This window comes from Paenibacillus sp. FSL F4-0236, from assembly GCF_038000135.1.
GTDB lineage: Bacteria > Bacillota > Bacilli > Paenibacillales > Paenibacillaceae > Paenibacillus_AQ.
The window spans coordinates 1997502-2020404 of sequence record NZ_JBBOBK010000001.1; the positions used below are offsets into that span (position 1 = coordinate 1997502).

The 22903-nt window shown below is 46.5% G+C and carries 18 protein-coding genes; 16 read left to right on the top strand and 2 right to left on the bottom strand.

Annotated features, from left to right (window positions below):
• The first annotated feature begins 21 nt into the window (after positions 1–21).
• Positions 22–2142 carry an MGH1-like glycoside hydrolase domain-containing protein gene (locus NSQ29_RS09155; RefSeq protein WP_341124850.1) on the top strand — a complete coding sequence of 707 codons (2121 nt, stop codon included), beginning with the start codon at positions 22–24 and terminating at the stop codon, positions 2140–2142.
• Positions 2079–3482: an FAD-dependent oxidoreductase gene (locus NSQ29_RS09160; protein WP_340970625.1), complete on the top strand. Its 1404-nt coding sequence runs from the start codon at positions 2079–2081 to the stop codon at positions 3480–3482. Before NSQ29_RS09155 ends, NSQ29_RS09160 begins: the two co-directional genes overlap by 64 nt.
• A 62-nt stretch (positions 3483–3544) precedes the next feature.
• On the opposite strand, the gene NSQ29_RS09165 is transcribed toward NSQ29_RS09160, so the two are convergent.
• Positions 3545–3739 carry a hypothetical protein gene (locus tag NSQ29_RS09165; protein WP_341124851.1) on the bottom strand — a complete coding sequence of 65 codons (195 nt, stop codon included), beginning with the start codon at positions 3737–3739 and terminating at the stop codon, positions 3545–3547.
• Positions 3740–3905: 166 nt separating this feature from the next.
• Between NSQ29_RS09165 and NSQ29_RS09170 the strand changes: the two genes are divergently transcribed.
• The 4 genes from NSQ29_RS09170 (at position 3906) to NSQ29_RS09185 (ending at position 9555) form a co-directional block, all read left to right on the top strand.
• A complete protein-coding gene (locus NSQ29_RS09170; protein WP_341124852.1) occupies positions 3906–6824 on the top strand; it encodes a hypothetical protein in 2919 nt (972 codons plus the stop codon).
• A gap of 205 nt (positions 6825–7029) precedes the next feature.
• Positions 7030–7356: a hypothetical protein gene (locus NSQ29_RS09175; protein ID WP_341124853.1), complete on the top strand. Its 327-nt coding sequence runs from the start codon at positions 7030–7032 to the stop codon at positions 7354–7356.
• A 193-nt stretch (positions 7357–7549) separates the two neighbouring features.
• On the top strand, positions 7550–8209 hold the full coding sequence (locus NSQ29_RS09180; protein ID WP_341124854.1) for a VOC family protein: 660 nt from the start codon (positions 7550–7552) through the stop codon (positions 8207–8209).
• A 569-nt stretch (positions 8210–8778) separates the two neighbouring features.
• Positions 8779–9555 (top strand): carbohydrate ABC transporter permease, encoded by a 777-nt coding sequence (locus NSQ29_RS09185; RefSeq protein WP_445667673.1) that lies wholly within the window; start codon positions 8779–8781, stop codon positions 9553–9555.
• A 76-nt stretch (positions 9556–9631) separates the two neighbouring features.
• Here NSQ29_RS09185 and NSQ29_RS09190 read toward each other — a convergent pair whose 3' ends face one another.
• Positions 9632–10543, bottom strand: coding sequence for a helix-turn-helix transcriptional regulator (locus tag NSQ29_RS09190; RefSeq protein ID WP_340970616.1), 912 nt, complete (start codon positions 10541–10543; stop codon positions 9632–9634).
• Positions 10544–10716: 173 nt separating this feature from the next.
• On the opposite strand from NSQ29_RS09190, the gene NSQ29_RS09195 reads away from it, so the two are divergent.
• The 10 genes from NSQ29_RS09195 to NSQ29_RS09240 all read left to right on the top strand — a co-directional run bounded on the left by NSQ29_RS09195 (position 10717) and on the right by NSQ29_RS09240 (position 22750).
• The gene (locus tag NSQ29_RS09195) at positions 10717–12828 is read left to right on the top strand and encodes a glycoside hydrolase family 52 protein (protein WP_341124855.1); all 2112 of its coding nucleotides are present in this window, start codon (positions 10717–10719) and stop codon (positions 12826–12828) included.
• Between the two features lie 161 nt (positions 12829–12989).
• Entirely contained in the window at positions 12990–14771 is a 1782-nt protein-coding gene (locus tag NSQ29_RS09200) for a methyl-accepting chemotaxis protein (protein ID WP_341124856.1), read from the top strand.
• 186 nt (positions 14772–14957) lie between these two features.
• Complete coding sequence (locus NSQ29_RS09205) at positions 14958–15812, top strand: AraC family transcriptional regulator (RefSeq protein ID WP_052404329.1); 855 nt, start codon at positions 14958–14960, stop codon at positions 15810–15812.
• Positions 15813–15950: 138 nt separating this feature from the next.
• Positions 15951–16841: a DUF6923 family protein gene (locus NSQ29_RS09210; protein WP_341124857.1), complete on the top strand. Its 891-nt coding sequence runs from the start codon at positions 15951–15953 to the stop codon at positions 16839–16841.
• Between the two features lie 33 nt (positions 16842–16874).
• The gene (locus NSQ29_RS09215; RefSeq protein WP_341124858.1) at positions 16875–18245 is read left to right on the top strand and encodes an ABC transporter substrate-binding protein; all 1371 of its coding nucleotides are present in this window, start codon (positions 16875–16877) and stop codon (positions 18243–18245) included.
• A gap of 85 nt (positions 18246–18330) precedes the next feature.
• Positions 18331–19239, top strand: coding sequence for a carbohydrate ABC transporter permease (locus NSQ29_RS09220; protein ID WP_379423891.1), 909 nt, complete (start codon positions 18331–18333; stop codon positions 19237–19239).
• Positions 19240–19251: 12 nt separating this feature from the next.
• Entirely contained in the window at positions 19252–20160 is a 909-nt protein-coding gene (locus NSQ29_RS09225; protein WP_341124859.1) for a carbohydrate ABC transporter permease, read from the top strand.
• A gap of 12 nt (positions 20161–20172) precedes the next feature.
• On the top strand, positions 20173–21033 hold the full coding sequence (locus NSQ29_RS09230) for a metallophosphoesterase family protein (RefSeq protein ID WP_341124860.1): 861 nt from the start codon (positions 20173–20175) through the stop codon (positions 21031–21033).
• Complete coding sequence (locus tag NSQ29_RS09235) at positions 21030–22232, top strand: Gfo/Idh/MocA family protein (protein WP_341124861.1); 1203 nt, start codon at positions 21030–21032, stop codon at positions 22230–22232. Before NSQ29_RS09230 ends, NSQ29_RS09235 begins: the two co-directional genes overlap by 4 nt.
• Before the next feature lie 29 nt (positions 22233–22261).
• Positions 22262–22750: a GNAT family N-acetyltransferase gene (locus NSQ29_RS09240; RefSeq protein ID WP_341124862.1), complete on the top strand. Its 489-nt coding sequence runs from the start codon at positions 22262–22264 to the stop codon at positions 22748–22750.
• Positions 22751–22903: the final 153 nt, after the last annotated feature.

The following is a 22903-nucleotide window of genomic DNA, read 5'->3' on the forward strand; positions in this document are numbered from 1 at the left end:
TTAAAGAAAATGAGGTGCGTTATGAGTTATTTGCTGGAGGACTTTGCATTTGATCTGCGGGCTTGTCTTGCGCCTAAGGAGCATATTTGGGTATGTAGCGGTTATAGCACCGTAGCTCCGGAACGAAATATGGTAATGGGAGTTAAGGGGTGCTACTCGCCCCCTTTTGCCGCTAAGGATCTGCATGCTGGGATTCACATGATCGTGAACGACCACGATATTGAGGATACAGGAAACTTGGGCAAGGGAGACTGCGGAGTACTTTACGCCGAAGAGCGCTGGCGCCCCGATCGAATTTTCCGCCGTGGCACATACCATCATTTTATCGGAGAAAGGCTGATTTCCTTAAGCGTTTGCAGTGAGCTGGTTCCATTATTGAACCTCCATGGATTTGTTCTGAAGGTGACCATCCGCAACCGCAGCGGCAGCCCGGTGCCAGTTGTGTTGCGTCCCCGAGTAACACCGGGCAGCCCGGCTTATGTAGCTTATGACTTGTGGGACTATGGCTGGCCAGAGGCGGCAGCAGCGCCTGCTCAGGAATTGGAGCCTGGCTTGTGCGAACGCGAATCTGGGGGCTTGACCTTTGCAGTGTCCGGTGTTTGGGAGAATGAACAGGTCCGAGTAACTCTGCTGCGGGAAGGAGTTTGGGAAGCGGAGCTGGCCGACGGGGAAGATCTGGAGGTACGTCTTGGCATCATCATGACCGAGTCTGGAAATCCATTTTGCCCGGATGAGACGCTGGCAGAGCTGGAGCAGCGGACGACAGTAGGTTGGGAGAAGCGATTGGAGGATGCCGGCAAACGTCTGCCTTACTTGCAATCCGATATTCCTGGGCTGGAGGATTATTATAAACGTTCGCTTATTAGCGGTCTCGTATGTTTATGGGAAAACCCTGAGTTCGTCATGACGCCGTTTCCTGCGGTATCTGGTATGGAGGGGGCGGGCATATGCTGCTATCCGTGGGATGTTGGCGGCTACGCAGCCAAAACGATGGTTCTTCTGCTTGGCAAGGAGAAGAGCCTGGAGTTGGCCAGACTGATGGTGGCAAGTGGAATTGACCGCCACTCTCGGTTTGCCCCAACCGGCAGAGGAGCGGACGTCCCTTACTCCTATAGCCTGTGGTCCTTTATCCATTTTGCTTGGTCCGCTATTGTGCTCCATGGGGAAGGGAGCGATCTGTTCCCGGCGATGAGACTGCTAACACTGTATGATGACCAGCGCCTTACCGAATGGAATGATTTGCTGGATTACGGTTTGCAGCATAATTTGCTCGAAATGCGCGGGGCGGGCTATGAGCACATTGTAGCCAGCCCTAATGCCGAGCGGGCCTGGAGCTACGACCGTCTGGCGGAGTTGGCATTGCATTTAGGAGCAGACCATGAGCCGGTTAAGGAGTGGCGGGAAAAGGCGGAGCGGATTCGAAAGTCAATCCGGGAGCATCTGTGGGATGATGAGGCTGGCTGGTTCAAGGCACTCTATCCCGGGGGCCACGAGGAAATAATCTACTCGATCCAATATTATGACGCTTTGCGCTTTGGCGCTTGTACTGAGATCATGATGGCCGGAATGCTCAGACAGGTAACAGACGATGCATTCCTCGGAGCTTACGGAGTAAGCAGTGTATCCGCCAGGGATGAACTTCATTATGAACTGAATGATCCGGACTGGTCCGGCAGTGGATCATACACGGGAGACGGACCGATGCTGGCTTTGACTTTATGGGAAAATGGCCAAAGTGGACCAGCTTGGAATGTACTGAAGCGTTTACTGTGGATGGGAAGGCATCTGCCCTATTATCCGCAAGAGCATTATTGTGACAGGCCTGCTGTACCTGCACATAAACGGGCCAATGTGGTGGCGGGGTTATCGGGGATGGAAGCTCTACTGTTCGGTATGGCGGGTATCGAACCAGGATTGGACGGCAGCTTATGGATACGTCCGAACCCGCCGGAGGAAGGTACGGTACGCGTTTCCGGTTTCCTATTCAGGGGACAAAGCATTGACGTCAGCATGAACCCCGGATATTGCGAGATTTCATGCAATGGCAGCATCGTTTATAGCGGTGCTCCGCAACGAGTATGGGTAGGTCGTTTTTCCGCAGAGGAGAGAGAAGTTACGGATTTAGGGGGTCTAACGATATGAACAAAGAGTCTTTTGATTTTGATATTATCATCGCGGGTGCGGGTGTCGGAGGTATTAGCGCGGCGCTTGCTGCTGCAAGATTGCAGATGAGGGTGCTACTGATCGAACAAGCCGGGGAAGTGGGGGGAACAGGTGTATTCTCGAGTGTATCCTTAATATGCAACTTCCGGGATTCACGGGGAAAACCGATTACCAGCGGCATTCACCGGGAGTTGTTCCCCGCCGCATACACGCATTACAATGAGAAGCTCGTTCCTACCTATGATGAGCAGGAGTTGAAGGCTGCATATGAGGGGCTATTGGCTTCCGAACCGACCCTTACGCTGTGGACCGACTGTAAGGTCTTTCAAGTTGATATGAAGAATGGACGAATTGTCCGTCTGCATATTCAGGGCAGCCGAACAACTGCGGTTACCGCTAAGATATACCTCGACGCCACTGCCGACGGCAATCTTTCCGCGTTGGCGGGATTGGAGTACAAACTGGGCAGAGAAGGCGACGGTAAGCTGCAGTCCGCCACTGCCACCTTCAAGGTCAGCGGTATAGACTGCTCCCGGCTGAAGGAGCCGGATATTCGGCAGTGGTCAGCCATTCATTCGTTGCGAAGGGAGCTGTTGCCTTATTACCTCGACATGAAAGCGGCAGGCCTCACCGGCAACACCCGGCAGAGCATTACTTGTTTTCCTTATCCAGATGAAAAAGCCCTGCTGTTCAACTCTACTTCGGTGCTGGATGTAGACCCCACCCGGCCGGAAACAGTTATTAGAGGGAAAGGAGAAGGTATTCGGCAGGCGCAGGAGTTGTTTGAGGCTATTAAGCAGCATCCCGCTTTCCATCATGCCCAGCTGGAATACATCGCCCCTAAGCTGGGTATCCGAGAGGGGCGGCGAATTGTCGGAGAATACGAACTGACTGCAGAGGACTGCCTGCAGAGCAGGCGCTTTGATGATATGGTGGCAGCATGCGCTTATTCCTTGGATATTCATAGTCCGGATGGAGGCGCCAGTAGGCTTGAGAGCATCCCTGAGCCAGGCTACTACCATATTCCATACCGTTCGCTTATCCCCAAGGGCTGCACCAATCTATTACTCAGCTCCCGATGCATCAGCGGCACCCACGAAGCTCACAGCTCCTACCGGATCATGGCCTCGGTAAGCGCCATCGGGGAAGCATCGGGTACAGCTGCTGCGCTCTATGTATTCCAGGGGCTACAGAATGTCCGGAAGGTTCAAACTTCCCACATCCGGTTCCTTCTCCAGCTGCGTGGTCAATTTATAGAAGGAGAGGTGGAGCGGATTCCAATGCCAGCAAGCTCTGCATGGGCGGAAGAGATAAATTAATACGGAAATACTCTAATTATCTTTGATAACGCTTACAGAGTCATTTGTGATTGAGTTCCAGTTCAAGATAAGGGAGTGAACGTCATGTTCGTGAAAAAGTTGATGATCCGTTTGGTACTTGTCTTGCTTGTGTCAGTCAGTGTTATTGGGGCGGTAGCACCCCATACCGTCGCTGCCCAGCCCCAGGTCGACGTAATTTTGAGCTCACCCCCAATATACAGCGGTGTTAACAAGGCTTGGCCTGGTGACGCAGACAAAGACCCGACACACGCTGCGACGTCCAGGAACGGCAGGGCGTGCTGGACGACGTCACAAGATCCCCTAAATCCCTTTCTCTACATTGATGTAGGGAGCTCCGCGAAACCTGATGGCGCGACGTACGCAATCGTGTCCGTTGACTACTTTGACGCAGCGGCGACGACCATGGCCATCGAGTATGACGGTCAAAACAACGCATACCAGGCCACCCCTTGGATGCCTACAAGCGGCAGTCAGACTTGGAAGAATCAGATTTTTGAACTGAACGGAATTAGGTTCGCAAATGGTACAAACGGTGCAGATTTCCGTCTGCGCGTTCACAGTATCAATGGCGTCATGCCGGAAATCTGTTTCGCGCGAGTCCAGGTGACTTTTGCAACGACCCCAGCGCTATCCGTGATGAACCCGAGTCTGCTCTTCACAACCAATTCCGCAAACCTGGATTTTGGCACAGTGGGTGACTTGGTTTCATATGAAATTACGGATGATCAGGGCGTGAGTCTTCGCACGGGATCTGTACCCGTAGGAGCTGACGGACATGCTTCGCTATCGGTGCAGGACCTCGGTCCGGGATTCTACAACCTCACTTTCTCAAGCCTGATTGATGACCAGACGGTAACGCGCACCACAACGTTTGGCATTGTGACCCCGACGCCAGCCGGCGCCTTAAGCCCTGATTCCTTCTTCGGGATCGACACACACTTTGGTCACTACAAATCCCTTGAAGACGGACTCATGAATTCTCTGGCGACAATCGGCTATGGCCACATTCGCAGCGATATTAACTGGTCATTAATTGAAAAGCAGCCAGGCGTGTACAACTGGGCTGGGTATGGTTTTGAAGCCAAATCACAACAGTCTCTTGAACTCGGCATGACTCCCCAGGGTGTTCTGGCCTACAACAATGCAAATTATGACAACGGGAAAACGCCGAGCTCCGCGGCTGGCCTAGCCGCGTTTGGTCAGTTCGGAAAAGCTGCCGCCGAGCACTACAAAGGGAAGGTCAGCGATTTCAACATCTACAACGAGTTCAATGGCACCGGCTTCAACAACGGTGCTTGCGGTACTACTGCAGCCTGCTATGTACAGATGCTTCAGGCTATGTACGGCCCCATTCACGAAGGAAACCCCGACGCGAATGTCATAGGCCCGATTCCATCTACCATTGACGATAACTGGAATAATGCCTTTTTCGCTGCCGGCGGCATCAACTACATTGATACGTTCGCGACGAATGTCTACGGTTACGCTCTCAAGGGGGCAAACACCCCGCCCGAGCAAACCCTATTGGTATCGAAGCTTCCTGCGTTGGTGCAGCAGGTGAGGCAGGCGGCTGGAAATCGGCATGTCCCCGTGTGGATTACGGAGAACGGTTGGCCCACGTATGCCCCTGGCTCTACGGAGCTCCAGCAAGCGGATAATCTGGTGCGTGCTCAGGTGCTGGCAAAGGCAGCAGGCGTGGATGTCTTCAGTTGGTACTCGGCTATGGATGACGGTACGGACCCCAATAATAGGGAACATCACTTTGGACTGTTCGGGCAACCCGTCGATGGCGTAGTCGGCGTAGCTCCGAAACCGGGAGCTGTCGCAAACGCTGTGCTCATTCGCGCGGTGACCGGAAAGACTCTTGGTGCCCGCGACAGCCTCGGCTCCGCTACCGCCTACTCGTATCCGTACACAGGAGGAGGTTCGACGACTCGGGTGATGTGGTCCACGGGCTCCGAGGACATTGCTTTGCATACTACCCAGCCTCTGATCGTCACTGATGAATATGGCTCGGCTCAGACGGTGAATCCGACAGACGGCGCGGTCATTCTGACGCTCAACGGCAGCCCGATCTACGTCACAGGCAATGTTGACAGCTTAGGCTTAGCGCAGTCAGCGATCACGATGAAAGTTGCCGACCAGTCGATCAAAGGAGAGGCGGTTCTTGTAACGGTGACTGCAGATCGCTCGGACCGCAAGACGGATCTTCCCAATGAGTTGACGATCATTGCGAACGGGGCACAACCTATAAAGCTTCGAACTTCCCCAGGCAAGGTAACGAGCGCCACTATCAGCGTTCCTGCAACCATGCTCCTTGGCCAGCGAACTATAGCCGTAGATGTAACGAAAGCGAAGCCGGGGAAAGGGGGCAACAATAAGCACGAGCCGAGTCTTGTTGCCGGCTTGAGGGTAACGACAAATGTCGTCAAGCCGTTCGAGATCAGCGTCCAGCCAACAATCACCTCAGATGCGACGTCCCGAAGCTATTTTCTCGACATCGATCTGAAGAATAATCGAACCAGCGCCTTCACGGCGACCCAAGTTACCTACCAAGTTGGGCCGGCATCTGGGGAGGTGCCGGATGTGGCCAATGTCTCTGCGAATGGAACTGCATCGATGCGGTTCCCGCTCTCCGACATTCCGTTGTTCGATTCCCTGAGGTATAGCGTGACCGTCGATAGCGAGAACGGTTCGGACACTTTATCCGGATCGATTTCCTACGCTCCCATCGAGCCCACAGACCACCAATCGTTGCCCGCAATCGACTTGGCGACGCAAGCGACATGGGTATCGATTTCCGGGTCACGAAGCGGCAACAGCGATCTCAGTGGGCATCTGCGCATCAACTACAACAGCGACGCACTTGTGATTGACGCCATGGTCACAGACGATAAACATTTCGGCGCGCGCACTCCAAGCACACTATGGCAGACCGATTCCATCCAGTTCAGTATCTATGACCGAGTGCCAGGACACGCTGGCGGACAGCGTGTTGAAATCGGGGCTGCACTTCTCGACAGCGGACCGTCAGTTTACACCTTCGCGGCGCCGGCCGGCCAGCAGTCGGGACCAACCCCTGGTGCTAAAGCGAACATCGTTCAAGACGGAAGTAACATGCACTACGTCATCTCTGTCCCGTGGACCTCGCTAGGGTTTAGCGGACCGCCGATGCAGACCATTGGAATCTCGTTCCTGGTGAATGACGATGACCGGGGATCCAGTGGCGATTCCCGCGATGGTTTCTTGCAGTGGGGATCAGGAGTCGGCACGACACCGAAGAACCCCTCATTGTTTCGCCACGCACAGCTGGTACTGTAAAGAACATATCTGAACCGAAGATGCAGAAGATTTGATTTATAAGCACGGAACAGGACACGAGATAAAAAAACAATAGAGACAGCCGGTAGATCGGCTGTCTTTTTCTATTATAGCGTGCCCAGAGGCAAGCATTATCTAGTTGGTTAAAGTCCAACCAAAGGTGGGGCTACAAAGTCTTATAGGTCCCTTCGGGATTTCCCTTAACATGGTGAGGTCTTTCGATGGTGGGGCTATTCCAACCGTACTTATGATTCGCTTCCTTCTTAATCCACCGGAGGAGATGTTACCGGAAGAGGTCCATCACCAGTGTATGAAGTTGGGGATGTCTATCCTCGTCACATCGGGCGGTATTTTGCTGGAGGAAGTAATCGAAAAGTTTCTCATGGCCCAGGTGTGGATAGCACCGATAGCGAACTTCCATGCACCTGTAATAGCAGGTCTTTCAACGGGACTCATTCTTTCCCTCTTAACTTATGGGATCGATAAACTCGATTGTTCGGTGCACGAGAGAGAAAAATCGACAGACAAATAACGCAATCTATCATGGGCCAGCTTTGGGAAGTTGAAGTGGAGTTAAGCAAGATATATTTATCGAAGAAATCGTCACATCGTTCACTAGTGCCTGTTCAGCTAACTGACAGGATGATGTAGCGATGATCCCGAATTTCTAACTAAGTAAATTATTGGAAGTGAAATATTTATTAGAAATGCTGAGGTGAAAATGAATGATAAGAGAAGTAGAGATGCTTGCTCATTCCATTAAAGAATTGAAGGAGTTTTATGTGGATTCTCTTGGGCTAACTTTAATTAAAGAAAATCAAACTTCATTTAGTGTAAAAGTTGGGGAGTCTAGCCTATCCTTTAAAGAGTCTGAACAAAGCGTAAAACCTATGTATCATTTTGCTTTTAATATACCTGAAAACAAAATGGACGAGGCGGTGCGATGGATAACTCCTAAGGTCCCTATAATACTCGATCAAGACAAGCAAGTAGTGCACTTCAAGGACTGGAATGCCCATTCTATTTATTTCTGTGATCCCGCAGGCAATCTTGTAGAATTGATTGCACGGCATAATTTGAACAATTCAACCGATCAATTATTTTCTCAAGCGAGTTTATTATGTGTAAGTGAAATCGGTTTGCCTGTACCCAATGTTGAAAATGCAGTACTCAAACTATCACATGCAAGGATCTTTCCTTGGCGGGAATATCATAGCAAATTTGCTGCTGTCGGTGACGAGCAAGGGTTGCTTATTGTTGTAAAGGAAGGTAGGGTCTGGTTTATGTCAGACAAAGAATCGTATCCATATAAACTAACAATAAAGACTGATGTCTGTGAAGTTACCCTCGATGATTCAAATGGAATGAATGTCACGAGGTTATAGAACCTACGTAGAAAGGCCGCTTCTTCAACTAACGGGAAACGTTAGTTAAATGAACCAGCGACAGTCGAGGATTTTATCGTCCTTTGCTGTCGCTGTTTCAATTTCTAGGGTCAGTCTAAAACTTATTTTTATGGATTCTGATGGTATGATAGTTCGAAAAGCCTCGTGGAATAAAGACATTCAGTCTAAATGCTGTCAAAAGGAAATAAAGTTGTAGACTGAAGATGCTTCATTGATCGGGTAGGTTAGTTTAACTCAGGAAACAAGAATAGAGAACAAACGTGCTTTATATATATAATATATTAGTATAAATCAAAACGAAACGGAAACGGAGATCTGGTTTGCTTGATAAAGCAATGTAGATTCTTCTTTAGTGTAAGAATATTATAAATAACTCAATTTTGGAGGAGTCTGTATGCCATATTGTTAACTTATATTATTTATAAAGTTGGGTTTGGTGAATTAAGACAAGGTTTTGGTACGGCGCTGGCCATGGTCTTGTTCTTAATCATACTGATCATTACAGTCTTCCAATTGGGCAAATCGCACTTTTTTTGGTTACCTTAGTAGTGGCTATTCTATTTTTCTTTCCTATTTTCTTTAATTTGATGTCGGCCTTTAAGAGTAATGCAGAGATCATGAAGGATGCCATTGCTTTTCCGAAAACCCTTTATCTGGACAGCTTTAAATACCTGTTAACAGAAACAGAGTTTCCACGAGCGATTTTGAACAGTCTGATTCTGACAGCGGTGTCTATCTCCGCACAGGTCTTGATCATTCCCATGGCAGGGTATGCCATTGAACGTAGAAATACTAGATGGACTCGATTTATGTTCGTATATTTTTTGGCCGGAATGATGATTCCTTTTCAGGCGTATATGATTCCTTTGTTTAAAGAGCTTAGAATGCTAGGATTGTACGGTAGCCTTGCGGGACCCATTCTTATTTATGTAGCCGGTGCGGTAGGTTTCGGATGTCTAATGTATACCAGTTTTGTCAAAGGAATACCTAGAGAAATTGAAGAAGCGGCAGAGATTGATGGCTGTTCTCGGTACGGGATATTTTGGAGAATTGTTTTCCCTCTATTAGGGCCTGTTACGGCAAGTATGGTTGTCTTGAACGGACTTGGAATCTGGAATGATTTCCTGATGCCGATGCTGGTATTACCTTCAGGACAGGCTAAGACGATGGTTGTGGAAATTTACCGTTATATCGGAGAATTCTCTTCCCGTTGGGATATGATTTTTGCGGGAACAGCGATGTCGGTGGTGCCTGTGTTGATTGTGTTTATCGCTTTGCAGAAGTATTTTGTGAAGGGAATTGCGTCGGGAGCGACGAAGGGGTAATTCATAAGAGGGATGTATCCTGTAACCACTTAGTGGACAGCGGAATACACCCCTTTTTTCGTAGGCGTAAAGATCTTTAAAGTGTGCTTGGATTCGCAGTTAAACGGCGATAGCCCATTGGCGGGAGACCTGTCCAGCGTTTGAATTGTTTGCTGAAATGGGACACATCACGGTACCCCAGTCGTTGAGCAACCGATTCGACAGATAGACTATTATCCATCAGCAGCAGTTTGGCGTGTCGAATGATTAAGCGTGATAAATATTGCCTTGGTGACATCCCATAGATTTGATGAAAAGCACGATTACAGTGAGTAGTGCTATAACCGAGCTTGGCAGCAATGTCCTCAATACCGTCACCTCTTTCGCCTGTGCTGGCAGCGGTGGAGACGGATTCCTGCAATAGTCCTTCAATAGCGTTAGCCAGGGCAACTGTATTTTCTGTAGCTTCTGCTGCTGGGAGAGGCATTTCCGAAAGCACCCAACCGCTGAGCGCGGTCAGAAGCTGCAGTGAAGCATGCAGTGTGACCAAGCGATTTCTATGTGTGTCTTTAGACTCTGACAAGATGGAAGAGTTAATGATTACATCTAGCGCGGAACGGATGGCCAGCAGTTCGGGGGTGTTCCCGCTGAGACTAACAGCATCTGCTGTAAGTAAGGCACGCCGCAAAATCAGGTCATCAATATCAAAATGCAGGCAGTAATAAGTCATGTCACAGTCAGCATTTGAACCCATACTACTATGCTCAACACCGGGACGAATGAATAAAATATCGCCGCTTTTCTGTATAAAAGACTTATTGCCTACCGTCATTTGTTGCTCACCTTGAAGGACAATATTAATCTCAAACATCGGATGAGTGTGTACAGGATATTGCCAATCCGAATTTACTTTTCTCCAATGTGCGGCGAAGATATGAAAGGCTGCTTGAATGTCTGGTGACATCTGACCGTCAATAGAATTATGGAAGGCGGGATCATTCGAGATCATTTCAATCCTCTTTTACAATAAAATTTGGCTTAATTATATCATAGGTTGTTATCGATGTTTGATTTGCCCAAATAATAGAAGGCTTTAGCCCTTTTGCACTTCCAGAAATATCGATAACATGTATATATAGCCCGGAGGTATCCGGGATCATGTTGGAGGGAGTGCATTTATTTATGTTACATAATAAATTTTTTAATGCTCATCATTCACCGATCGGTGCATTTGCGAGTTTTACCTTAGGATTTAAAGGAGCTAGTGGTGGTTTCGATTTGGAGATGGCCAAACCTCCTAGACAGAATATATTCATAGGATTAGAACGCACTGATGGGAAAGGGTATGACACACTACCATTTCACGAGATTGGCGGAGATGACGAGAGCAAACGCTATGACATCGAGAATCCAGACCCCAATCCAGACAAGGAGAATATTCTATTCCCTTTTCAAGATCGTGAGATTTCAAGAGATTTTCAAGTAGCTACAGACAGCTGGAGTGCGGGGGATCTGACCTTCCGGATTCTCTCGCCAGTTCGATCAGTACCAGATCCTGAAACTGCGTCTGTGGAAGAAATGAAGGAAGTGTTGCTGCCAGCAGTACTGGTTGAGCTCGAAGTGGATAACACCTCATCAGCTACCTCACGTCGCGCGTTCTTTGGTTTTCAGGGAACAGATGTGTATAGCGGAATGAGAAGACTGGATGATGTGTCATCTGAAATTACAGGCGTTGGACAAGGAAGATTTATTGCGATTGCTGCCGAGAAAGGCACTACAAAGTCCGCACTTCATTTCACGATGGAGGATATTCTAAGTGAGGAGCTTCAGGAAAATTGGACCTTTGGACTGGGTCGCGTGGGTGCTTTAATCATGGATGTTCCAGCCGGAGTAAAAGAAACGTACCGGTTTGCGATTTGTTTTCACCGTTCGGGTTATGTTACCTCTGGTATGGATGCTTCCTATTACTATAATCGCTATTTCAACAATGTTGAGACAGTAGCCGAATATGCATTAGCTAAATTCGATGTTCTTAAACAAGCAGCGGAGAAAGCTAACGAGATGTTTAATCATGCAAACCTATCCGAAGACCAAACCTTTATGCTAGCGCATGCGATTCGTAGTTATTATGGTTCCACACAATTACTGGATAATAAGAATAAGCCATTCTGGATCGTCAACGAAGGCGAATACCGGATGATGAATACCTTTGATCTGACCGTCGATCAGTTATTCTACGAGCTGCGTCTGAATCCTTGGACGGTTCGTAATGAGCTGGATATGTTCGTAGAAAGATTCAGCTATGAAGATACGGTGCGTTTCCCTGGGGATGATACAGAGTATCCAGGTGGGATTAGCTTCACACATGATATGGGTGTAGCCAACGTAGTTTCACGTCCGGGCTATTCCTCCTATGAGTTATATGGCATTGATGGTTGCTTCTCATATATGACACATGAACAATTGGTGAACTGGGTGCTGAGTGCGGCAACTTATTTTGAGCACACAGGTGATCGGAGCTGGATGGAACGTAATCTGAGTATCTTGGAGAAGTGCTTGGATAGTATGTTAAATCGGGATCATCCAGATCCTGAGCAAAGAAACGGTGTTATGGCACTAGATAGCTCACGTACGATGGGTGGAGCAGAGATTACTACCTATGATAGCCTGGATGTCTCTTTAGGTCAGGCTCGCAACAATATTTACTTGGCAGGAAAATGCTGGGCGGCTTACTTAGCTATGGAGAAAATATTTGCAGAGTATGAGCGTGCGGAGCTGTCCAAAACAGCAGGGGCAGGGGCAGAGAAATGCGCCGCAACGATGGTGGCAAGCGTTACAGCAGATGGATATATCCCGGCTGTTATTGGAGAAGGTAATGACTCCAAGATCATTCCGGCTATCGAGGGTCTTGTATTCCCATACTATACGGGTTGTAAGGAAGCTCTTGATCGCAATGGACGGTTCGCCGCATATATCTGCGCACTCGACAAACATCTTCATGCGGTGTTGAAGCCGGGCGTTTGCTTATTTGAAGACGGCGGTTGGAAAATCTCATCCACTAGCAATAACAGCTGGCTTAGCAAAATCTATCTCTCGCAGTTCATCGCCCGCAACATTCTGGGACTGGAATGGGATGAACGAGGAGCGGCAGCAGATCGCGCTCACGTGGCATGGCTTACCCATTCAGAATTATCGATCTTCAGCTGGAGTGATCAAATTATTTCCGGGGAGATTACAGGCAGTAAATATTATCCTCGTGGAGTAACAGCGATATTGTGGTTGGATGAGAAGTAGGGATTTGGAGTTTCATTGAATAAATGGCAAACGGACCTCTTATTAGGGGGGCGTTTGCTTTTTTTGTTAAATTATGAATTTCTTTTTTTGATTTATATTCCCAAAACTAGTACTATAGTATTAATTTGTAATTAATTCTAATAGGATGCGGAGCGGTGTATATGGTAAAAGATACACGTACAAGGTTGCGACTAACAATTCGGAAAAAACTGCTCATGATGTCACTCACACTACTAATTCTTCCCATTGGAATATTAGGAGCAGTTATTTATCAGATTTCAGTCAAAGAAACGAATCAGCTCATTGAGAGTAAACTGAGTTCAAGCGTAAACCTGGCTGTCGCCTTAATTGAGAATTTGGAAAATTCCGTTCAATCGGGACAGTTGACTGAAGTGGAAGCCCAAGAGCAAGTACGGACCTTACTACTTGGAAACAAAAATGAGGATGGTACTCGGCCTATTAATCAATCAATTGATTTGGGACCAAACGGCTATTTCTTTATATTAGATAACAAGGGGGAACTGCTTGCTCATCCCAAACTAGAGGGAGATAATATTTGGGATAAACAAACCTCAAACGGTACTTTTTACATACAGGATTTGATTAAAGCAGCACAGAACGGTGGTGGAGCTACTTACTATAAATGGCCGCTACCTAAATCGGATGGTACTGGAAACGCTGTAGGAGAAGAAGCGTTGAAAATATCTTATGCTAAACTATCGCCCTCTTGGGGCTGGGTCGTAGCAGCAGGCTCTTATATGCAAGACTATAATACCGGGCAACAAACCATTCTAAAGGGAATTATTACTACATTGATTGTATGCGTTGTCATCGGAATCGCTGTAATATACATATTTGCACAACATATTTCAAGACCGATTGTACGCATAGCACGTGAAGCTGAACGGATCGCTCAAGGGGATCTAAGCGGTAAAGCATTGACTGTGCGCAATCGGGATGAGATCGGACAGCTCGGAATCAGCTTTAATCAATTATCGGGTAATATTCGGCAATTGGTTGGGAATTTAACCATAAGCTCGGAGTTATTAGCTTCTTCCTCCAAACAGTTGTCTTCAACGTTAGGTGAAACCACAGCGGCACTTGTTCAGACTTCATCCTCAATGACTGAAGTGGCGAACAATAGTGAGAAACAAGCTTCCTCAACGCAGGAGACTTCCCAATCGATGGAGGAGATGGTAAAAGAGATTCAGCGAGTAGCTGAAGCCTCTACACATGCCTATCAGCTGTCGATGCAAACACTGGAAGAGGCTGATAAAGGAAACAGCCTTATCATTAACTCTTCCGAGCAAATGAACGCAGTAAGTAATACTGTTGATGATTTAGGGATCACCGTTACTAGTTTAAATGACCAGTCTCAACAAATAGGCACCATCGTCAGTACTATTAAAGGAATATCTGAGCAAACGAATCTATTAGCGCTTAATGCGGCAATTGAAGCTGCTCGATCAGGAGAACAAGGCAGGGGATTTGCAGTGGTAGCTAGTGAAGTCCGTAAGCTGGCAGGACAAACAAGTGAAGCAGCTGAAAGGGTTTCAGTCATGGTTGAAGAAATTATTACGAGTATAGGTCATGCCCATCATTCGATGAGTAAAGGCCAAAATGAAGTCGCAGCAGGAGTTCAAGCGATTGATGATACGGGTAAAGCATTTGAACGCATTTTGCAGGCCACCCGGACCATTGTAGATCAGGTGGAGCAATCCTCGACCGCTGCACAACAGATGTACACGGGCTCCGAACAAATATCTGCTGCGGTGATGGAGGTCGAGCAGGTTTCATTGCACTCAGCTTCGGCTGCACAGACAGTATCTGCTGCCACTCTGGAGCAGCTTGCATCTATGGAGGAAATTGCCGCATCTGCTCGCAAGCTCCAAGAGGGTTCAAATGAGATGCGTGCTTTAGTAAATCAGTTTAAATTGGAATAGATACTCAGACTTAGAGTTACAGAAATAGAATATGTAAAATATTAAAGAGGGGGAGTAACCCCTCTTTTTTGCTGTTCTGACGTAAATAACCTTTTGAATACTAAGGGGAAATTAATATAGCTTTTACAGCTCATTAACGCGGAGCGTATACTGGCTTGCTATATTGAAGGGAAAAGGGGGATGAATATGAAAGAAATGGAAGAGTCGTCCTTTGCAGCTGCTCAGCCTGTCCTTGCAAGTGATACTTTTGGTTGGGATAAGCTTCAGGTTTCGCAATGGTATAGCCCGCAGCAAGCTTTCACCCCATCCTCGGAGTCTAAATATTTAATAGGAATTCACTGCACAGCCTACTACGAAAATTACTACACCATTCATATTACCCCCTGTAATGAGAGCCTTCTTTGCCCTTGGGGCAGAACCTCGCTCTATTTTTTGAAAATAGAAATTACGCCAGCGGTACTCGAAGAGATTGCTCGTGAATCTGGTTATCTAAAGGAAGGCCATATCCAGTTGGACCGCAAATTTCATGTCAAGGATTCCAAGCTACTGCAATTAGGGCTTTGGATGCTGGAGGAATTACAGAATGGCGGTGCCAAAGGGAAAATATATAGCGACTCTTTATCCAACATGTTAATTATTCACTTGTTACAACACTATTCTTCAGTGATTCCCCAGCATTCAAACCGAAAAACGCCAGCCAATCAAGAAATATTTCAGGTCATTCAATTTATGCGTGAGCGTTTAGAAGATGAGATTCAACTGACTGATCTCGCTGGCATGGCTAATATGAGCCAGTCGCATTTTATTCGGATTTTTAAACAACAGACAGGATATACTCCCCATAATTATTTAATTCGCCTGAGAATCGAACGTTCTAAATTTCTTATTCGTTCCGGAAAAATTGGTTTGAAGGAAATTGCATCTCAGGTTGGTTTTGCCGATCAAGGTCATTTTACTAGATTATTCAAACGAGAAACCGGCCTAACCCCAAAGCTGTATGCGAATCAAAGCTCCTCCAAACCTAATCATATGATTTATTGATTTTATTTTTGCAAATGAGAGTTTTGTTCAAGGAAAGAAGTGTTTTGTTCAATTAGAGAGCTGTTGCCAGCTCCTATAATAAGGTTGAAGTAAGGCGCACAAATGCCGAACTACAACCTTATTAGGAGGAGAGAAAACATGAGATTAAAGAGATTATTCAGTCTGATTTGCGCGGGGGTACTTACGACCAGTTCTTTATCTTTAGTAGCATCTGCCACACCAGTCGGACCGGATAACCTAGTAAACACTGAGGTAGAAATCAGTGCAGAGTCGACTTCGACTTCAGCTACAACTGCTGGAACTTGGCATGAAGTATCTAAGCAAACCTTCTGGTTACTTGATGCCCTGGAACGGGGACAAGGGGTGGCTACAGACGGGAATTCATGGATCTTTAATTCCTCGTATGGGCTCTTACGGACTGGACTTGATGGAAAATCCGTAAAAGCACGGAATGAATTGGCTATTCCACTGGAGATAGCCTCCCAAGGTGGAGACCATATCGGTGATATTTCCTACTATAACGGTAAAATATACGCTCCTATTGAAGACGGCAAAAACTATCAGCATCCTTACATCGCCCTCTATGATGTGAACACTTTGAAATATACGGGTACATCCTATGCTTTACCGTTGAATCTGCATATTGGCGGTGTGCCTTGGGTAGCCGTTGATGCTGCTCGCGGTCAGGTCTACACAGCTCAGTGGAGTAATGCAAGCGTCTTGAATGTACTAAGTCTTGATGATATGCATGTGATCACAACCATTCCACTTTCCCAAAGTATTGATCGAATTCAAGGTGCCGAAATGTACAACGGTGTTCTGTATGCTTCTACGGATAACGCAACCCAAACGGTTTATCAGATTGATCCGGAGACTGGAAACGTATCTGTTGCCTTTGATCGCAATCTGCATAGTGGTACTGAAGCCCAAGGAATTGCTGTATTGCCTACCGCTGATGGTGCACAGCTCCATATTCTTGATGTAGGCTCGAATCGCATTAGTGTGAACTTTCGCCATTATGCATTTTAATTCAAATCCAAGTGAAAAAAGGGGCTAACAGAAATGCTAAAGCAAACCAAAACTATTCTAACACTGCTATCCGTCTCAATGCTGGCAGTAGCGGGCTGCGGACAATCTAATAACAGTACGGCTGAAGCCAAAGAAAATACCGCTCAACCCACAGCAATCGCTGCAACTCCGGAATCCACAGAGACTCCAGTCACTAAGCCGGTGGAGATTACATTTTATTATCCGGTTAATGTTGGTGGTCCTCTTACAAAAGTAATCGATGGGATGGCTAGTGCATTCATGGAGCAGCACCCGGAAATTAAGGTTAATCCCGTGTACACAGGTAATTACGGTGACAATACCGTGAAAATTCAAGCGGGTGTACAGGCCAAACAGCCACCGGATGTCGCGGTCATGATGTCAACAGAGCTGTACAGTATGCTCGATATGAATGCAATCATTCCGCTTGATGATTTTATTGCGAAAGACACGGATATTCAGATGGCTGATTTTTATCCCGCCTTTGTAGAGGATACACAGTCTGAAGGTAAAACGTACAGCCTGCCTTTTCAGCGGAGCACGATTGTTATGTACTACAACAAAGAAATGTTCAAAGCCGCAGGACTTGATCCAGAGAAACCACCCACTACATGGGATGAGCTTGTAACCTATGCTAAGAAGCTGAACAAAGACGGTCACGTGGGGCTGGAAATTCCGGGCAATGATGATTCGTATTGGATGTTTCAAATGCTTGCACGGCAAAATGCTTCCGATCCGAAGCAAAACATAATGTCCTCCGATGGCAAAAAAGCGATGTTCGATACGCCGGAGAATGTGGAGGCATTGCAATTCTGGTTAGATTTGTCCCATAAATACAAGGCGATGCCGGAAGGTGTTATTGATTGGGCAACCGTTCCGACAGATTTCATTCAAGGCAAAACAGCCATGATGATGCATACAAGCGGCAACTTAACCAATGTAAAAAATAACGCGAAGTTCGAATTCGGCGTGGCGTTCCCACCCGCACAAAAGCAATTTGGATCACCTACTGGGGGAGGTAACCTGTATATTTTCAAGGACACATCTCCTGAAAAACAAGCTGCAGCTTGGGAATTTGCCAAATACATGACGGCTTCAGAACAAGCTGCCCTCTTTAGCAGCTCATCCGGTTATGTTGGCGTAAGAAAATCTGCATACGATACAGATGCTATGAAGAAGTATACGGCGGATTTCCCGCAAGCATTGGTAGCGAGAGATCAATTGGAATATGCGTTTCGGGAATTGTCCACTCATAATCATGGTAAAGTATCGACGGCAATTACGAACCAGATTCAAGCGGCATTGGCAGGAGAGATCGATGCAGCAGGTGCACTTAAAAAGGCCCAAGCAGAAGCAGAACAGGCACTTGCTCCCTTCAATAAGTAAGCTTTGAGGTATGGAATACGCCAGGACGGCTCGATAGCTTGTTCTGGCGTCATTACTTTATTCATTAATCGTAGAAACCTTAATCATGGAAGGATTGAATGGTATGAATGCCGGATGGAGTGAGAGGCTTAGACGAAACGGATTCGGCTGGGGACTAGTGTTGCCTTCGCTGCTCTTTCTTTGCTTGTTTACTTATTACCCTATGTTTAAATCGTTCTGGCTTAGCTTTTATGAGAAAAATTTGGCGACTCCTGAGCCTCTGTTCGTCGGTTTTGACAATTACGCTAATCTATTGCACGACAATGTCTTTATGAAGGTGTTCAGTAACAATATATGGTTCGCCATTGGCACAGTACCCACTTCATTAGCTTTGGCTTTCTTGATGGCACTGTTTGCCGACAAGGCGATAAAAGGGCGGGGACTGGCACGTCTTTCATTTTTCTATCCGAATATGATCCCGATGATCGCTGTGGCGAACATCTGGTTGTTTCTGTATACCCCTCATTTTGGGCTCTTTGCCAGACTGGCTTCATGGATCGCGGATCAGCCTGTGAATTTGCTGGGAACACCTGATACGGTGATGGGCGCATTAGTCATCATGATGATTTGGAAAGAAGCCGGATATTTTATGATTTTTTATTTAGCAGGAATGCAGCAGATTCCCAAGGATTTATATGAAGCGGCTGCAGTAAGTGGAGTCGGTACATTCACTTCCATCCGCAGAATCACAATTCCGCTCACGATGCCGACCACGTTGTTCGTGGCTGTTGTGGCGATAACCAATTCTTTTAAGCTGGTAGACCATCTCTGGATTATGACAAAGGGCGGTCCGAATAATGCAAGTAATCTGCTACTTTATTATATCTACGAGTCCACCTTTAATTTCTACGATCAAGGGATGGCCGCATCGATGACGGTGGTCATGATCGTGCTGCTGCTCCTGATTTCCTCTTTGCAGTTTTTTGGCTGGGATCGGAAAATCCATTATGAATAGGAGGTGGAATCCATGGAGGATAATCCACTAAAGCTACCCTTAGTATTAAGGCAGAATACACGCAAAGCTTTAGAAGAGGAGCGCATACTGAACTCCGAAAGAACGAAGCGCCGAATCCAGCAAATACTGTGGCATGCGGTTGGATTTACGTTTGCCGCGGCCTGGATCATTCCCTTCCTATGGGTGGTCAGAACGGCTTTTCTACCCAAAGACGTCGCTATTGATGCGGGATGGTCTTGGGAGTTCACGTTTGAGAATTTGATTCATGTCTGGAATGGAGCGCCTTTTGGACGATTTTTAATGAATACATTGCTTGTGTGCGGTGTTGTGCTTGCTGTGCAACTCGTTACAATGACGATGGCTGCTTATGCGTTTGCACGGGTACGATTCGCCTTGAAAGATCTGTTATTCATGTTATTTTTGGTGCAAATTATGGTGCCGCCAGATGTACTTATCTTTTCCAACTATCAGGTGTTGAACGAAATGGGTCTGTTGGATACCAAGCTGGGGATTATGCTACCTTACTTTGCCTCCTCCTTTGGAGTGTTTCTGTTAAGGCAATCCTTCAAGCAATTACCCTATGAGCTGGATGAAGCTGCCCGGGTGGAAGGCGCCTCACGCCTGCATATTCTTTCAAGAATCTATGTCCCACTGTCACGCCCGATTTATGTGTCCTTTGCGATCGTGTCGGTCAGCTTTCATTGGAATGATTTCTTGTGGCCCCTTATTGTAACCAATTCTGAGGAGAATCGCTTATTAACTGTAGGCTTGGCGATGTTCGCAAAAGCCACAGAGTCGGGTGCACAATGGTCCGATGTTTGTGCGGCTACATTGATTGTGTCGGCACCCTTAATGATTGGATTTTTATTGTTCCAGCGGCAAGTGATAGGTAGTTTTATGAGCTCTGGCATTAAAGGTTAAGAGGAGGCATTTATGAGGCTGGCGATTATTGGGGACTTACATTATCCGGACGAATTGTTAAACAACAAGGTTTTGATTAAAGAGGCACGAGATGCTTTTTACGAGCAATTTATGAATCTATTCTTGTCCATCCCAGCCGATTATCATATTTCCGTGGGAGATATGGTGCATGCAGGAGAATTTAGCGAATTTAATTATATCATGGGTAAGATTAAGGACAGCAAGCATTCTAGACGTTTTCTACATGTACTTGGTAATCATGATACGTACACTTATCCTAAGGAAGAAATCCTTTCCGTCACCCGGCAGCAGCGATACAGTGTGATTGAAGAGACGAATGCAATCATTATTTTGCTGGATACCGCACGGGAAAATCGTGACGATTGGAGCGGAACACTTGATGATGAACAGCTGACTTGGCTCGAAGCACAAATGAAGCGGAAATCGGAAAAGCCTTTATTCGTCTTCGGTCATCATCCCTTGTATAATACGACGGCCAGATCAACTGAGCCAATGATGTCACTGGATCCCAGCTTAGATATTTGGCCGATATTGAAGCAATGGCAAGGTGTGGGTTTCTATTTCAACGGGCATAATCATGTGCATTCTATCGTCAGAAAAGAAAACTGGAATTTCATTCAAACAGCCTCCATCCTGGATATTCCTGCTGCTCGAATCCTTACTGTGCTTGAAGATGAAATCAGGTTAGAGATGGTGAATCTGGCAAGCGAGCAATTGAGTAAATGGTCTTCATTATTTACCTTCAGCATTTTTGATTATGAAAAATATCCGCAGGCTGAAGGGGAGACAAGAGATCAGGAGCTAATCATCAATCGATTTCAGATGGATAGAAAGCAGGTGGACCAGCAATGAATCGTCAGCCAGTAAGATTAGCGATCGTAGGTGGAAATCGCGGAGCCAGTTTTATGAATGCACTGTACTCTCTATCGGATCGGATACATCTGACCGCCACTTGTGACTTGAATGAGTGGGTGCTTAACCAATGGAAAGAGAAATTCCCAGAAATCCGAACGTATCGGGATTATCATGAAATGTTAAAAGATTCGGCGATAGATGCGGTGTTTATCTTAAGCCCCATGCATTTGCATGCCAGACAATCTATTGATGCTTTAAAAGCGGGTAAGCATGTCCTAAGCGAAGTGATTTCGATCCAATCTTTAGAGGAAGCTTGGGAGCTTATCGAAACTGTTGAACAAACTGGACTTAAATATATGATGTCTGAAAATTACTGCTTCTCGCGCTCAAATCTGACGATTAAACATATGGCGGATCAAGGCATGTTCGGTGAAATTACTTATCTGGAAGGCGGATATATCCATGATTTACGTCATTTGACTCATCATCCGGATGGTTCTCTGACTTGGCGGGGGCAATTACATCAGCAGTATAACGGGATCAATTATCCAACACATTCTATTGGTCCAGTTGCGCAATGGATTAACCTCAATAAGCCTGAGGGTGATCGATTAAAAAGCGTCTCGTCTTTTGTTTCCAAATCTAGATCCTTACAATATTATTTCGTAGAGCATTATGGAAAAGATCACCCAGCAGCACGGGAGGGATTCTGGCGGCAAGGGGATAGCGCGGTTGCGGTCATTCAAACGGAAAAGGGTGTACTGATTGAACTGCGTGTAGACTGGTCCTCCGTTAGACCGCATAATAAAACTCATTATTTACTGCAAGGAACTGAGGGAGCGTATATTACGGGCCGCCATCAGTACGAAGAGGATTTGATCTGGTTCAAGAATCTCTCGCCCAAAAATATAGCGGATGGAGAGGAAATGTGGGAGCCTTTAAGCAGTTATCAACCACTCTATGATCACCCGACATGGATGAAATGGGGCGAATATGCAGCTGGGACGAAACATGGCGGAGGCGATTTTATGGTGCTTGAAGAATTTATTTCTGCCATTCAGGAGGATCGAACCCCTTCGGTGGACGTATATGATGCCGTTACTTGGAGCTCTGTGTTTACATTGTCTATGGAATCTGTAGAGAATGGTGGAAAAGCAATAGCCTTTCCTGATTTTAGAACGAGAGTGAGGAATTGACGGTGGATCAGGCCCTTTCCAAACTTGTGATGAAAAAAGAAATGCTGTCCGACTTGCCTGTTTTTCACTGTCCTACCGGGTATCTAATTCGTCATTTCGAGCCGGATGATGAACGGAACTGGGAAGAGCTTATACGCCATTCTTTTACAAGGGAAGTTAAATTTGCTCATAAAATCAGTGATCATGTACCCTTGTATTCGGATCGCTTGTTGTTCATTTGCCGCGGGGATCAACCTGTAGCTACTGCTACGGCCTGGGAGTCGGGTAGTGAGGACAATAAGAACTGGTACTTGCATATGGTTGGAGTGCTTCCAGATTATTCAGGTAAAGGTCTCGGATATGCTGTGAGTCTAGCTGTCTTGCACAAAATAAGAGATTCAGGGGGAACGGCGGCATGTTTAGAAACCGATGATTTCAGACTGCCTGCCATCCGCATTTATTTGAAATTAGGATTTCAGCCTGTGTACTTGGATGAAAGCCATCCTGGAAGATGGGAACGAATCCTGCAAAGGCTTTGAATTTGTTGATAATTAGGGGGGCTTCATGCCCCTTTATTCATGCTGGAGTTTCAGAAGGGGCCGCATCCAAAAATTATGTTGTCGTTAAGAAGTATTCCTGCTATAGTCATACTGACTTATTAAATGCATTTAATAAGTCAGTATGACTATAGG

What these genes read in the sequence shown, in the direction of transcription:
- NSQ29_RS09155 (WP_341124850.1), top strand. Translation starts at nt 22, where the DNA reads ATGAGTTATTTGCTGGAGGACTTTGCATTTGATCTGCGGGCTTGTCTT.
- NSQ29_RS09160 (WP_340970625.1), top strand. Translation starts at nt 2,079, where the DNA reads ATGGGTAGGTCGTTTTTCCGCAGAGGAGAGAGAAGTTACGGATTTAGG.
- NSQ29_RS09170 (WP_341124852.1), top strand. Translation starts at nt 3,906, where the DNA reads ATGGCCATCGAGTATGACGGTCAAAACAACGCATACCAGGCCACCCCT.
- NSQ29_RS09175 (WP_341124853.1), top strand. Translation starts at nt 7,030, where the DNA reads ATGGTGAGGTCTTTCGATGGTGGGGCTATTCCAACCGTACTTATGATT.
- NSQ29_RS09180 (WP_341124854.1), top strand. Translation starts at nt 7,550, where the DNA reads ATGATAAGAGAAGTAGAGATGCTTGCTCATTCCATTAAAGAATTGAAG.
- NSQ29_RS09190 (WP_340970616.1), bottom strand. Translation starts at nt 10,543, where the DNA reads ATGATCTCGAATGATCCCGCCTTCCATAATTCTATTGACGGTCAGATG.
- NSQ29_RS09195 (WP_341124855.1), top strand. Translation starts at nt 10,717, where the DNA reads ATGTTACATAATAAATTTTTTAATGCTCATCATTCACCGATCGGTGCA.
- NSQ29_RS09200 (WP_341124856.1), top strand. Translation starts at nt 12,990, where the DNA reads ATGGTAAAAGATACACGTACAAGGTTGCGACTAACAATTCGGAAAAAA.
- NSQ29_RS09205 (WP_052404329.1), top strand. Translation starts at nt 14,958, where the DNA reads ATGAAAGAAATGGAAGAGTCGTCCTTTGCAGCTGCTCAGCCTGTCCTT.
- NSQ29_RS09210 (WP_341124857.1), top strand. Translation starts at nt 15,951, where the DNA reads ATGAGATTAAAGAGATTATTCAGTCTGATTTGCGCGGGGGTACTTACG.
- NSQ29_RS09215 (WP_341124858.1), top strand. Translation starts at nt 16,875, where the DNA reads ATGCTAAAGCAAACCAAAACTATTCTAACACTGCTATCCGTCTCAATG.
- NSQ29_RS09220 (WP_379423891.1), top strand. Translation starts at nt 18,331, where the DNA reads ATGGAAGGATTGAATGGTATGAATGCCGGATGGAGTGAGAGGCTTAGA.
- NSQ29_RS09225 (WP_341124859.1), top strand. Translation starts at nt 19,252, where the DNA reads ATGGAGGATAATCCACTAAAGCTACCCTTAGTATTAAGGCAGAATACA.
- NSQ29_RS09230 (WP_341124860.1), top strand. Translation starts at nt 20,173, where the DNA reads ATGAGGCTGGCGATTATTGGGGACTTACATTATCCGGACGAATTGTTA.
- NSQ29_RS09235 (WP_341124861.1), top strand. Translation starts at nt 21,030, where the DNA reads ATGAATCGTCAGCCAGTAAGATTAGCGATCGTAGGTGGAAATCGCGGA.
- NSQ29_RS09240 (WP_341124862.1), top strand. Translation starts at nt 22,262, where the DNA reads ATGAAAAAAGAAATGCTGTCCGACTTGCCTGTTTTTCACTGTCCTACC.